The organism is Acinetobacter sp. N1-1 (assembly GCF_056711485.1).
On sequence record NZ_JBWXUO010000012.1, the window covers coordinates 395,275 to 408,277 of the forward strand.

The 13,003-nt window shown below is 37.2% G+C and carries 18 protein-coding genes; 13 read left to right on the forward strand and 5 right to left on the reverse strand.

Annotation, left to right across the window (positions count from 1 at the left end; translation table 11 throughout):
- The first annotated feature begins 121 nt into the window (after nt 1-121).
- The 5 genes from dapA (at nt 122) to AC1MPL_RS02135 (ending at nt 3,758) form a co-directional block, all read left to right on the forward strand.
- Complete coding sequence (gene dapA, locus AC1MPL_RS02115; RefSeq protein WP_479763862.1) at nt 122-1,015, forward strand: 4-hydroxy-tetrahydrodipicolinate synthase; 894 nt, start codon at nt 122-124, stop codon at nt 1,013-1,015.
- 12 nt (nt 1,016-1,027) lie between these two features.
- Entirely contained in the window at nt 1,028-1,639 is a 612-nt protein-coding gene (locus AC1MPL_RS02120; RefSeq protein ID WP_479763864.1) for a lipoprotein-34 precursor (NlpB), read from the forward strand.
- 37 nt (nt 1,640-1,676) lie between these two features.
- The gene (purC, locus tag AC1MPL_RS02125; RefSeq protein WP_479763865.1) at nt 1,677-2,396 is read left to right on the forward strand and encodes a phosphoribosylaminoimidazolesuccinocarboxamide synthase; all 720 of its coding nucleotides are present in this window, start codon (nt 1,677-1,679) and stop codon (nt 2,394-2,396) included.
- Nucleotides 2,397-2,560: 164 nt separating this feature from the next.
- The gene (locus AC1MPL_RS02130; RefSeq protein WP_479763867.1) at nt 2,561-2,740 is read left to right on the forward strand and encodes a hypothetical protein; all 180 of its coding nucleotides are present in this window, start codon (nt 2,561-2,563) and stop codon (nt 2,738-2,740) included.
- A gap of 118 nt (nt 2,741-2,858) precedes the next feature.
- Entirely contained in the window at nt 2,859-3,758 is a 900-nt protein-coding gene (locus tag AC1MPL_RS02135; RefSeq protein ID WP_479763868.1) for an alpha/beta hydrolase, read from the forward strand.
- Here the strand turns inward: AC1MPL_RS02135 and AC1MPL_RS02140 are convergent.
- The 3 genes from AC1MPL_RS02140 to AC1MPL_RS02150 all read right to left on the reverse strand — a co-directional run bounded on the left by AC1MPL_RS02140 (nt 3,750) and on the right by AC1MPL_RS02150 (nt 5,908).
- Nucleotides 3,750-4,088, reverse strand: a complete 339-nt coding sequence (locus AC1MPL_RS02140; RefSeq protein ID WP_479763870.1) for a tRNA-binding protein — start codon at nt 4,086-4,088, stop codon at nt 3,750-3,752. The two genes, AC1MPL_RS02135 and AC1MPL_RS02140, sit on opposite strands and share 9 nt — an antisense overlap.
- Nucleotides 4,089-4,090: 2 nt before the next feature.
- Nucleotides 4,091-5,362 carry a replication-associated recombination protein A gene (locus AC1MPL_RS02145; RefSeq protein WP_479766132.1) on the reverse strand — a complete coding sequence of 424 codons (1,272 nt, stop codon included), beginning with the start codon at nt 5,360-5,362 and terminating at the stop codon, nt 4,091-4,093.
- Nucleotides 5,363-5,464: 102 nt separating this feature from the next.
- A complete protein-coding gene (locus AC1MPL_RS02150) occupies nt 5,465-5,908 on the reverse strand; it encodes a MerR family transcriptional regulator (RefSeq protein ID WP_023273280.1) in 444 nt (147 codons plus the stop codon).
- Between the two features lie 70 nt (nt 5,909-5,978).
- Here AC1MPL_RS02150 and AC1MPL_RS02155 point away from each other — a divergent pair, with 70 nt between their 5' ends.
- Nucleotides 5,979-6,614 (forward strand): cation efflux transmembrane domain-containing protein, encoded by a 636-nt coding sequence (locus AC1MPL_RS02155; protein ID WP_479763871.1) that lies wholly within the window; start codon nt 5,979-5,981, stop codon nt 6,612-6,614.
- Between the two features lie 16 nt (nt 6,615-6,630).
- Here the strand turns inward: AC1MPL_RS02155 and AC1MPL_RS02160 are convergent, their stop codons facing one another.
- Nucleotides 6,631-7,083 carry a YcgN family cysteine cluster protein gene (locus AC1MPL_RS02160; protein WP_479763873.1) on the reverse strand — a complete coding sequence of 151 codons (453 nt, stop codon included), beginning with the start codon at nt 7,081-7,083 and terminating at the stop codon, nt 6,631-6,633.
- A gap of 241 nt (nt 7,084-7,324) precedes the next feature.
- On the opposite strand from AC1MPL_RS02160, the gene AC1MPL_RS02165 reads away from it, so the two are divergent.
- The 7 genes from AC1MPL_RS02165 to ahr all read left to right on the forward strand — a co-directional run bounded on the left by AC1MPL_RS02165 (nt 7,325) and on the right by ahr (nt 12,169).
- Nucleotides 7,325-8,059, forward strand: coding sequence for a dienelactone hydrolase family protein (locus tag AC1MPL_RS02165; protein ID WP_479763875.1), 735 nt, complete (start codon nt 7,325-7,327; stop codon nt 8,057-8,059).
- A 73-nt stretch (nt 8,060-8,132) separates the two neighbouring features.
- A complete protein-coding gene (locus tag AC1MPL_RS02170) occupies nt 8,133-8,504 on the forward strand; it encodes an HIT family protein (RefSeq protein WP_479763877.1) in 372 nt (123 codons plus the stop codon).
- A 92-nt stretch (nt 8,505-8,596) separates the two neighbouring features.
- Entirely contained in the window at nt 8,597-9,640 is a 1,044-nt protein-coding gene (mutY, locus tag AC1MPL_RS02175) for an A/G-specific adenine glycosylase (protein WP_479763879.1), read from the forward strand.
- A gap of 26 nt (nt 9,641-9,666) precedes the next feature.
- A complete protein-coding gene (locus tag AC1MPL_RS02180) occupies nt 9,667-10,212 on the forward strand; it encodes a M23 family metallopeptidase (protein ID WP_479763881.1) in 546 nt (181 codons plus the stop codon).
- Nucleotides 10,212-10,472: a hypothetical protein gene (locus AC1MPL_RS02185; protein ID WP_479763883.1), complete on the forward strand. Its 261-nt coding sequence runs from the start codon at nt 10,212-10,214 to the stop codon at nt 10,470-10,472. Before AC1MPL_RS02180 ends, AC1MPL_RS02185 begins: the two co-directional genes overlap by 1 nt.
- 86 nt (nt 10,473-10,558) lie before the next feature.
- Entirely contained in the window at nt 10,559-11,116 is a 558-nt protein-coding gene (locus AC1MPL_RS02190) for a DNA-3-methyladenine glycosylase I (RefSeq protein WP_479763885.1), read from the forward strand.
- A gap of 27 nt (nt 11,117-11,143) precedes the next feature.
- The gene (gene ahr / locus AC1MPL_RS02195; RefSeq protein WP_479763886.1) at nt 11,144-12,169 is read left to right on the forward strand and encodes an NADPH-dependent aldehyde reductase Ahr; all 1,026 of its coding nucleotides are present in this window, start codon (nt 11,144-11,146) and stop codon (nt 12,167-12,169) included.
- A gap of 141 nt (nt 12,170-12,310) precedes the next feature.
- Here ahr and AC1MPL_RS02200 read toward each other — a convergent pair whose 3' ends face one another.
- Nucleotides 12,311-12,820: a GNAT family N-acetyltransferase gene (locus AC1MPL_RS02200; protein WP_479763888.1), complete on the reverse strand. Its 510-nt coding sequence runs from the start codon at nt 12,818-12,820 to the stop codon at nt 12,311-12,313.
- Nucleotides 12,821-13,003 lie beyond the last annotated feature (183 nt).

Sequence of the window (13,003 nt, forward strand, 5' to 3'; positions counted from 1 at the left end):
TCAGTCATAATTTGGATAAGCATTATGCAATGATCAACTTTTTCATTCAATTTTTAAAACGACTTTCACCATCCGCTTTATTGATTAAAATATGGATGACCAAATAGGATATTTTTTCAAAATGACTCAGCTAGCTCAGAATATTCAAGGCTCAATTGTCGCACTCGTCACCCCTATGTTTGAAGATGGCAGCGTAGATTGGAAGGGTCTAGAAAAGCTCGTTGAGTGGCATATTTCTCAAGGTACAAATGCAATTGTTGCTGTCGGTACAACAGGAGAATCATCAACGCTCACCATGCAAGAGCATGCGAAAGTAATCAAAGAAGTTATTCGTGTTACCAACAAGCGTATTCCTGTTATTGCAGGTGCAGGTGCCAATTCAACACATGAAGCTATAAAACTTACGAAAGAAGCCTATGAGTTTGGTGCAGATGCTGTTCTCTCTGTAACCCCGTATTATAATAAGCCAACACAAGAGGGCTTATATCAACACTTTAAAGCAATTGCTGAATCTGCAGATATTCCTGTCATTCTTTACAATGTACCAGGACGTACAAGTGTAGATTTAAAAAATGAAACTGTCCTTCGTCTTGCAGATATTAAAAATATTATCGCAATTAAAGATGCAACTGGCGATATTACTCGTGGTAAAGCACTTATTGAAAATTTAGATGGAAAAATAGACGTTTTTTCAGGTGATGACGATACAGCTCTTGAGCTTATGCTTTTGGGTGGTAAGGGAAATATTTCTGTTACCGCAAATGTTGTACCAAGTACTGTGAGTCAAATTTGTAAGACTGCAATTGCAGGAAATGCCGAAGAAGCGCGTAGCCTAAATGAGAAAATTGCAAATCTAAACAATATTTTATTTTGCGAATCGAATCCAATTCCTGTCAAATGGGCATTATATGAAATGGGACTCATGTCTACAGGTATTCGCCTCCCCCTTACGCCACTTGCAGAAGAGTATAGAACGCCTTTAAATGAGGCACTCAAAGAAGTAGGAATTATTTAAGAGCACAATATTATGCAATTACGTTTAGGTCTAACTCTCATTACACTTTCAGTGCTTACCGCAACAGGTTGTAGTACTTTAAGTACTAAACTTGCTGTAAATAACGGCTCTTTAGACTACAAAAAAGCAACCACTCTTGCTCCACTTCAATACCCTGAAGGTGATCAGGTTAGACCTGCTACACCGCTTTACCCTGCGCCAATTATTGATCCTTTAGCATTACAGCATGCACCCGACTTTGAAAATCAAAAAGGCAATCGCTTTGCAATGCCTCGTCCCGGTGAAGTTGTAAGCAACAGAGCGTCTGCGAAACAAACACTTTATGTTCACCCAGTTGTATTATTAGATGAACAACAAAATCCTTTACTGAAAGTTAGTGGTAAACCTGCTACTATTTGGCAATATACACTTGAAACACTTAATAGGTTGAATTATAAGGTGATCGACCAAAGTCGTTCAAACTATGAAGCAACCATTCAAGTGAACGATAGTAAATATATCATTAAGCTTTCTGCGGTTGGAAAAGAAAATACGCTTGTACTATTTAATCCAGACAATAGCTTCGCTGATTCAACAAAAGCAAAGTCGCTTTTAGATCAGATTTCTCAGAATTGGCCAGCCTAAACCTTAAGCATTACTTTTGAAAAAACAGGTTCATCCCATGTTAAAACAAACCCTGCTCTATACCGGTAAAGCAAAATCTGTATATGAAACAGATCATCCTGATCATTTAATTTTAGTGTTCCGTGATGATGCTTCAGCATTCAATGGCGAAAAAGTTGCACAACTGGATCGTAAGGGCAAGGTAAACAACCTTTTTAATGCCTTCATTATGGAAAAACTTGCCGAAGCAGGTATCGAAACTCATTTTGAGAAACTGCTCAATCCAAGCGAAGTTTTAGTTAAAAAGCTGGATATGATCCCTGTCGAGTGTGTAATTCGCAACTATGCTGCAGGCTCTTTATGCCGTCGTTTAGGTGTTGAAGAAGGTAAACAACTTACACCACCTACATTTGAACTATTTTTCAAAGATGATGCTTTAGGCGATCCAATGGTAAATGAGTCACAATCTGTGGCTTTAGGTTGGGCAACTGAAGAACAGCTTGCACAAATGAAAGTACTTACATATAAAGTAAATGAAGTGCTTACTAATTTATTTGATGAAGCTGGCATGATTCTTGTTGATTTCAAACTAGAATTTGGTGTCTTCCATAACCGTATTGTTCTTGGTGATGAATTCTCACCAGATGGTTGCCGTCTGTGGGATAAAGAAACAAAGAAAAAATTAGATAAAGACCGCTTCCGTCAAGGACTTGGTGATGTTGTAGAAGCATATGAAGAAGTTGCACACCGTTTAGGCGTAAACTTAGATAGCATCTAATTCCAAATATCATAAAAAAACCGAGTAATCATACTCGGTTTTTTTTTATAGACATTATTTGTTAAGCTGTATCACTTCTATAATTCGATCACTCACATCGTACGTCACCTGAAAAGCAATATACTTACCTCCTAAAGTCCTAAAGTTGCAACATATGCAACCTTATGAAATCTACACGTGTATTATCACTAGGCTTTTCAGTACTTACTGGTGTACCAAACTCTCCCATAATCATTGCTCTAGACATTCCTGCAACAAGCAAAGAAATATTCTTTTTATCTGGTTATTTTGCTGCCATAAATACAGAATATCCAAAAACACATGAGTACAGTAGAAATAATTAATAATGCAGCTATACGCTTAACTAATGTATGATATTTGCATAAAAAATCTATTATCAATAATATTAATTAATTGCTTTCAATACTAAACTTTTTAGCTCTAATTAAATGAATAATAGCCATGATAAAAAATTATTTTCTATTTATTTTTGCATTACTCATGACATCAACATCTATCTCGGCACAACCAATAAATATTGCATTATGGCCAAATGAACATCTTATAAATGAATCTCCATTTAATACGAATGTAGGAAAACAAGATACAAAAGAACCCGTGATGGCTTTATATCAACCTACACAAGAAAATAATAAACATATTGCAATACTGGTACTTAGTGGTGGTGGCTACGCACATGAAGCTTTAAATAAAGAAGGAACACCTACTGCTAAATGGCTAAAAAAACAAGGTTTTACAGTTTTTGAACTTATTTACCGTTTACCCAATATTAAAGAAGACTCTAACTCACGTAATCATCCATTTGCAGATGGACAACGTGCTATCCGCATTATTCGTGCAAGGGCAGAACAATATGGTTATAACGCACATAAAATTGGAGTACTCGGTTTCTCAGCAGGAGGACATCTCGCAGGTATTTTAAGTACACGTTGGAATGCACACTTTTATCCAAACCAAGATGCACTCGATTCAACATCAGCCCGCCCTGACTTTACTGTTCTACTTTACCCTGTTATTCATATGGAAGCACCTCTCAATACAACACATGCATACCATAGCTTGTTTGGATACAAACCTGACCCATCTATAGAAGAAAATTTTTCTGTAGATAAACAAGTTACACCAAACATGCCACCTGTATTTATTGCACATGCAGAAGATGACCAAACAGCACCAATTCTACATAGTATTTTATTAGAACACGCACTTCAAAAAGCACATGTCCCATATCAATTTTATAGATTTAAAAATGGTGGTCATGGATGGGGACTTGGCAAACAAGGCACAGAAACAATAGCATGGCCACATCTATTTTTAGACTGGTTTCAAACGTTAGAGTAATTTCGTACCCAGTGCGACATCACCATCAGGAACACATAAAACTACCTCACCATGTTCATTATGTAGTCCTGTGACTAAACACTCTGACATAAACTTTCCAATTTGTTTTTTGGGAAAGTTTACAACAGCCATGACTTTCTTCCCTTTTAAACTAGATGCATCGTATAAGTCAGTAATTTGAGCACTTGACTTACGTATACCAATTTCATCACCAAAATCGATAACTAACTTGTAGGCAGGTTTTCTTGCTTCAGGAAAGTCAATAACATCAATAATTTGACCTACACGCAACTCTACCTTTTCAAAATCACTCCATGTAATTTCTTGCATATTTATTCCTGTTCTTTATTCCAACGGCGTTGTTGTAATTTTTCCCCCTCAACTTCTCTTTTATTGCGTGCAGACGTATACAACTTTGTTCCTTGTAACTCAGGGGGAAGGTAGTCTTGCGTTACAAAATGTTCAGGGTAGTCGTGAGGATATAAATATTCAACACCATAACCTTGCTCTTTCATTAAAGTTGTTGGTGCATTTCTTAAATGAAGTGGTACAGCTACATTTGCCGTTTTTTCAGCAAGTGCCATTGCTTTATTGATTGCAAGATAAGTACTATTACTTTTCGCACTAGTTGCAAGATAAACAGCACACTGTCCTAAAAGAATACGAGCTTCAGGCATACCAATAACTTGTACAGACCTAAAACACTCGCCTGCAAGTAACAGTGCATTTGGATTCGAGTTACCAATATCTTCAGAAGCAGCTATTAACATTCTGCGTGCAATAAATAATGGGTTTTCTCCACCTTTGAGCATACGTGCCATCCAATACAATGCTGCATCGGGGTCACTTCCTCGAATAGATTTAATAAATGCAGAAACAAGGTCATAATGTTGCCCACCACTTTTGTCATAGCGGGCAATATTTTGCTGTGCAACTTTTACCACTAATGCGTTGGTAATATGATTTACATCTTCATCCACATCAAATGTACTAGCAACCAAATCGAGTAAGTTCAATGCTTTTCGCGCATCGCCAGCCGAAAACTGAATCAGTGCTTCAAACTCATCAATAAATAAATGACGTGCTTGTAAAATTTTGTCTGTTGCAATGGCATGATTGAGTAAGTGCGTGATGGCCTTCTCATCTAAAGCATTTAAGGTATAAACCTGACAGCGCGATAACAATGCACTATTTACTTCAAATGAAGGGTTCTCAGTCGTTGCACCAACAAGGGTAATTTTTCCTTTTTCGACCGCACCCAACAATGCATCTTGCTGAGACTTATTAAATCGATGAATTTCATCAATAAATACAACCGGTGCAAGTAAGTCACCACTTTCAGCAATGACTTCTCGTAACTCTTTTACACCTGTATTGAGTGCTGATAAACTGAGAAATGGACGGTCAACAGCTTGTGCAAGTAAGAGCGCAATTGTTGTTTTTCCAACACCCGGCGGCCCCCAAAAAATAATAGATGGTAAATGACCTTGATCAATCATCTGACGTAAAGGCGCATTTTCACCGAGTAAATGATCTTGCCCAATAATCTCAGATAAGTCACGTGGGCGAATACGCTCAGGTAAAGGAATATGGCTGTCTGTCATCATGAATAATATGTAATCAAATAAAAATTTAAATAAGTATGTGCCACATCATGCCATGCTTTTTTCAAAAAATCGCCATGCACATTACGTGTTCTGTTGGGCTTAATGTAAATCAATCGTTGTTACCTGCCCAAAAGCTTGCTCTTCATCTGAACGTTGCAAGGCCTGAATAATTTGGCACGCTTGAATGGTTTCATCAGAATGGCATGAGTTTTTTAATTGTGCCAATTGAGTTTTAAATACTTCAAGTTGTGCAATTTTTTCCTCTACGTGCTGCAAATGATCTGTAATGACTTGCTTTACTTCAGCACAGTTATTTAAAGGATGTTGCAATTGCAAGTGCAATGCTTCTATTTCCTTTAAAGACATGCCTAGCTCACGACAATGTCGAATAAATGTCAGCCGAGTAAAACTATCTTCATCATAATAACGGTAATTATTTTCAGCACGTTTTGCAGGAGCAATTAATTTTCTCTTTTCATAAAACCGAATTGCATCTGCACTCAGTTTTGTTTTTTTTGCCAATTCACCAATTGTAAATTTCATATTTACCTCTTGACCTTAGAGTTACTCTAAGCTTTCTAATGAGTTTAAATAAGTTCTGGGGGATTTTCAAATGGCTGGATGTGCTTGCAGTCACGACATTCCAAAAAAGTCGTACTCAAAAAAATTTCGCAATGCTTTATGGATTGCACTCGTACTCAATTTAAGTTTGTTTCTTACTGAAGTCATTGGTGGGATGCAATCGGGTTCTGCCGCGCTTTGGGCAGATGCACTCGACTTTGCAGGTGACTCTTTTAATTATATTTTATCACTCATTGCATTAAGCATGAGCTTATATTGGCGTGCAAATGCAGCATTGCTCAAAGGTGCAATGATGTTGTTATTTGCAGGTCTTGTGGTTGGTAAAGTCGTATGGTCTTATGCCAATGGACAGCCACCTGAAGCCATTACTATGGGGCTAATTGGTATTTTAGCACTTGTGGCAAATATTATTAGTGCATTAGTCCTTTATGCATTTAGAGATGGTGACTCAAACATGCGCTCTGTATGGATTTGTAGCCGTAACGATGCGATTGGTAATGTTGCCGTTTTACTTGCTGCACTGGGTGTATTTGGTACGCAAAGTATTCTTCCCGACTTAATTGTTGCTTTTATTATGGCTGTGCTTGGTTTTTCAGGTGGGCTGCAAATTGTGAAAAAAGCATGGGCAGAACGTCAGCAATCTCATGAACATAAACATGCACACTAATTACTGGTACGTTGGGTTATCTTACCCAACGTACAATATATTCATCAATATCATCATCATTGATGTCTTTTTCTGAAATACAGCGTCCTGCAACAGATTTTTTAGCTTGGATAACACTGTTTCTAGAACCTGTATTTAAATAATGCCATGAAGGTAAACTTTTCCCCTCATATAAACGGCGATAGGCACAACTGGTCGGTAACCAATATGCAATTTCAGTAATTTTTTGTATTGTAAGTTGAATACAATCAGGTACAAAATTCTTACGATGTATATAGTCGGAACAATGACCAGTTGAACAATCCAAAAGTTGGCAAGCCACTTTTGTATAAGCCACTTCATCCGTTTCATCATCTTCAAGCTTAATTAAACAACACTGCCCACAACCATCGCACAATGCTTCCCATTCATCTCTATTTAGCGCTTCTAATGGATATTTTTTCCAAAATGATGGACGTAATGAAGACATCTTCAACCTATTTAGGTACAACAAAATACATATTATAACAGTTCATGGAATCGAAGATGTGTTCTCTTATCACAGCCGTTTTCTTTGCTTTTTGACACATAAAAAATATTGACGACTGAATTGAATCACAAGATCATAAAATAAGAAATGATCGTCTGATTGATCTTTACTTATATTCATATCATTTAAATCAAAAAATTAAGCCTTCCTACAATAATTGGTATCTTTAATAGGGACAAAAATGACTGAAATTATTACACGCGAAATCGAATATTCTGCACATGACGGTAAAAAACTCATTGGCTTCTTTGCGGCACCTGTAACAGATCAGACGGTTGCAGGCATTATTGTTGGGCCTGAATGGTGGGGACGCGATGAATATACAGTTCAACGTACCAAAGAACTTGCAAAAAAAGGCTATGCAGCCTTAGCAATAGACATGTATGGCGATAAAAAGACAACTGATGAAGCAAGCCAAGCACATGCATGGATGAATGAAACATTTGCTGAACCAAATACACTTGTCGAACGTGCCAATGCTGCACTTGCGACACTTGCAGCACAACCTGAAGTCAATCCAAATCAACTCGCTGCAATCGGTTTTTGCTTTGGTGGGAAAGTTGTTTTAGAGCTTGCTCGAGCAGGTGCACAACTACAAGCCGTTGCATCATTCCATGGCAACTTACAAACACAGAACCCTGCACAAAAAGGGGTATTTAAAGCCAACACACTCATATGTCATGGTAAAGATGACAGCATGGTTAGTTTAGAAGATGTGAAAAATATTACACAAGAACTTGACGATGCCGAAGTGAAACATCATATTTTGATATTAGAAAATGCAAAACATGGGTTTATGAATCCACTTGCAGATGAGCGCTCTAAAAAAACAGGTGTGGATCTTGCCTATAATGCAGAAGCTGAACAAAAAAGTTTAATGGCTTTAGATAATCTTTTGAAATCTGCACTAGACTAAAGATAATCCACAAGATTGATGATATGTATTAAAATTTTTATATCATCATTGATATGGCAAAAGAGAACACATCATGTCTACAAAACACTGTATATATTGTGACGTTGATGAATACGACATCATCGCAAAGAATGAGTTTGGTGTAGTGTTTCCTGAACCTGTTTCTTTATCTAAAGGTCATGTTGTTATTGTTCCTTTACGCCATATCAGCTCTTTCTTCGAAATTACAGACCAAGAACGTAAAAGCTTAATGTCGTTGCTCGATAAAGCACGTAATGAGCTTGAAGTGCGATATAAACCCTCTGGTTATCATATTGGTTTTAATGATGGTGATGTGTTTGCAGAACGAGCAGAACACTTACACATTCATGTTATTCCACGTTACTCAAAACAAGAACTACAACTCGATAAACGCTGGGGTGTACATCAGCCTACACTAGACTAAAACCGAGTTATAAGCTTTATAAATTGTAAAGTGAACATTCGTTTTTAATTCATTTAGACTTATAATACGCTACTGATAAAAGTAGGGTTAATATGTCACAGTTTTCGTTTTCTCAAGCATTACTTACATGGTTCGATCAATATGGTCGCCATGACTTGCCTTGGCAAGTTTCCGATAACCCTTATAAAGTTTGGGTATCTGAAATTATGCTTCAGCAAACACAAGTTAAGACTGTACTAAAATACTTTGATCGCTTTATTGAACAATTTCCAACAGTAAATGCTCTTGGCAATGCATCTTGGGAAGATGTTGCACCCTATTGGGCAGGGCTTGGATACTACGCACGTGCAAGAAACCTACATAAAGCAGCAAACCAAATTGTTCAAAATGGTGGAAATCTCCCTCAAAGCTTTGAAGAATGGATCGCACTTCCTGGTATTGGGCGCTCAACTGCAGGGGCACTCATGTCATTGGGATTACGCAAATACGGCGTCATTATGGATGGCAATGTGAAACGTGTACTGGCTCGCTTCTTTGCCATTGAAAATGATCTCAGTAAATCTGTTCATGAAAAAGAAATGTGGGCATTGGCAACCACACTTTGTCCAACAGAGCGCAACCATGACTACACACAAGCAATTATGGACTTAGGCGCAACGGTGTGTACGCCAAAGAAACCTTTATGCCTATACTGTCCAATGCAAGCACACTGTAAGGCACATCAACAAGGCTTAGAAAACGAGTTACCATTTAAAAAAACCAAAAAGCCTGTACCCATTAAAAAAGCCAATGTATTACTTCTAAAATGCGAAAGTACATGGTTATGGTATAAACGCCCCTCTCTTGGGCTATGGGGTGGACTTTGGAGCCTGCCTATTTATGACCATGAAAATCAATCAGAATATGATGCTCTTCAATTACCTACCTCTCAACTAACATTCCAAATTAAACATAGCTTTACTCACTTTACATGGTTGCTTGATACACAATGTATCAACATTACACATGATCAAAAGCAACGCATAACAGATCAAATTGGTGGAGAGTGGATTAGCCTAGATGAAGCAAAGAAACGTGGTATTCCTACAGCGATGCAAAAGATTATAAAGAACTATACAATGATGGTATCGGACTAAAAGCACTATTTATAGGATATTCAATCGTGCAACAATTACGTTTTATACTCGCACTAATTTGTTGTGTTTTTCTTTTAAGTGCTTGTCAGCACACGCCTAGCAAAACCAAAGTACTTCCTGCCGCCAAAGTACAATATTTAAAACAACTCCCTTTAAGTCCTATACTTCCTATCCCTGTAAAAGGTGTACAAAAGCAACAGCTCACAGACACTTGGGGTGTTGCACGTAGTTCAGGAAGGCGTCATGAAGGTATAGACATTATGGCTCCACGTGGAACACCTATTACAAGTACCACTGAGGGAATTGTCGCAAGTCTACAAAGCAATAGATTAGGTGGCAATGTTGTTTGGATTTTAGGACCTAATGGATCATGGCATTATTATGCCCACCTCTTACGTCATAAACGTGGTTTAAGTGTCGGAGATGAGATACATATTGGTGATACAATTGGTTATGTCGGTAATAGTGGCAATGCTAAACATACCGTAAGCCATCTACATTATGGTATTTATTTAACAGGCAAAGGACGCGGTGCAACAAACCCCTTCCCTTACTTAAATGGTGATTTTTAATGTCTAACCAACAACTTGAATTTTTAATTGAATTTGCAGAATCAGGTAATCAACAAAAAATAGTGTTCCCTCATATTTCATATCAAGGTTGGATTATGGAAATATCTGAGGAGGGTTTACTTATTAGCACAGGCTTCAATGAGAAAAAAGGTAAAGATGTTTTACTTTCTATAGAAGAATTACAACAAGCAGATCTCTTTTTCTGGGATCAGAAGATAAGTGAATGGACTGCATTTAAAAATATTTTGCAAACTTGTTAAATACTCTGTTTTGTATTTGTAACACCTACTTTTTGCCTATCTAAAAAGTGATATTTTAAATATCACCAACTTATGAATTATTTGCAATGAGTGATTTACCGCGCTGTCGTTGGTGTTTAGGTGATGCTTTATATATTCACTATCATGATCATGAGTGGGGAAAACCACTTTATAATGAACACCAACTTTTTAAGCTGCTCTGCCTAGAAGGTCAACAAGCAGGTCTTTCATGGCTCACTGTACTAAAAAAAAGATCGGCTTATCAAAAACATTTTTTTCAATTTTCAATTGCAGAAATCGCGCAAATATCAAATCAAGCAATTCTTCATAAATTGGAAGATAAAAGTCTCATTCGGCATAAAGGTAAACTCTTTTCAATTCGAGATAATGCGATTGCATGGCAAAACCTTAATCGTGAAATAGAGAATATTCCTTTATGGCTTTGGTCTTTTATCGGTGGTGAAACCATCAGAAATAATGTGCTGGACTATACGCTTATTTCAAGCCAAACATTGGCAAGTCAAAACATGTCAAAAGCACTCAAAAAACACCACTTCAAATTTGTTGGCCCAACCATTTGCTATGCCTTTATGCAAGCATCAGGCATGGTTAATGACCACGAAAATTTGTGTATATTTAAATGAATTTAAAGGCTCAATCTAGGAGAACATATGTCTAATAATACCATCCGAGCTTATGCTGCAAAAGAAGAAGGTGCAGCGCTTGAAGCCTATGAGTTTGATGCGGGTGAACTACAGCCTCACCAAGTTGAAGTTAAAGTTGAATACTGTGGTCTATGCCACTCAGACATTTCAGTCTTAGATAATGACTGGGGTATTTCATCATACCCTGTTGTAGCAGGTCACGAGATTATTGGTACAGTTGAACGCCTAGGTTCAGAAGCAAAAGGACTAAAAGTAGGTCAACGTGTTGGCATTGGTTGGACAGCTGAAAGTTGTGAAGCATGTGACCAATGTATTGGTGGGCAACAAGTACTTTGCACAGGTGAGCAAAAGCCAACGATTATTGGGCATGCTGGCGGTTTTGCAGATAAAGTTCGTGCAGGATGGCAGTGGGTTATTCCTTTGCCAGAAGAAGTAAACCCTGAAAGTGCAGGCCCACTTTTATGTGGTGGAATTACCGTATTTGATCCTATTTTAAAACATGATATTCAAGCTATTCACCATGTTGGTGTAATTGGTATTGGTGGTCTTGGTCATATTGCTATTAAACTATTAAAAGCTTGGGGTTGTGAAATTACAGCCTTTACATCAAATTTAGATAAAACTGATGAACTTAAAGCTATGGGTGCAGACCATGTTGTCAATAGTCGTGACTCAGAAGCTTTAAAATCTCAAGTTGGCAAATTTGACCTGTTACTCAGCACAGTCAATGTAACATTAGATTGGTCTAGCTACTTAGCAACACTTGCACCAAATGGCAGTGTACATCTTCTTGGTATTCCATTAGAACCTATTCCAACGCCTGCCCCAATGCTCATTAGTGGGTCAAAATCAATTAGCGGTTCACCAACTGGTTCGCCTCTCGCCTTACGCCAGTTATTAAAATTTGCTGCACGTAAGAATATCGCACCACAAATCGAATTATTCTCAATGTCAAAGATTAATGATGCGATTGCACATTTAAAATCGGGCAATGTTCGTTATCGTGTTGTATTAAAATCTGATTTTTCTTAATGTTTTTATCTATTATGCCCTTATTTAGGGCATAATAGTTTTAATCTTTTAAGAACTAAATTACATATGCTATATAAATGAAGCCATGCCTTTTATTTCATTTATGTATGTAAGTTTTACCATGCATTAAAAGAACAAAAGTTATAAAGCCTCTTTAAATGGCATAATATGGTGAATGATTTTATAAATCTGAGCATTATACTTCGAACCAACCAAATACCCATTTTTAACACCACCAAGTGATAGAGCAATACGCTCACTTGGAATATTATCTTCGGCAACGGTATAGTTAAATTCTTCAATTCCAAGCTCTTGAGCTGCCCATTCTATAACAGCATGTACCGAAGCTTTACCATATCCTTTGCCATGGCAACGCTCTTTAATCCAAATACCAATACGTGGTGCAGTCGTTAAACGATGCAGCCCAACAAGCCCTAAAAACTCTTGGCTTTTTTGGTCACGAATAGCGAAAACTATTTCTAATCCACGCTGACGGTTCTCACTCCAACCATTCCATACCTTTTCAAAATCACACCGTGTCTTTGGTGCTTCCCAAGGCATAAATTTTGCTATGCTAGGTGTAATTGCTTCAAAAGCTTCATCTGCATCTGTAAATGAAAATACGCGTAAAATAACTTTATTCGATCTCACTTCTACATTATTTCTTAAAGGCATGGTCTATAACATCATGTTTCTATGAGGAAGCCTAGCTTAACTTTAAACCATGACAATTCATTGACCATTTTCATTTCTGTAAAATAATATAACAATTTACTCATTTTTATACATTTATATTATATTAGATCTCAGTATTATATAAAAATATTAAATATT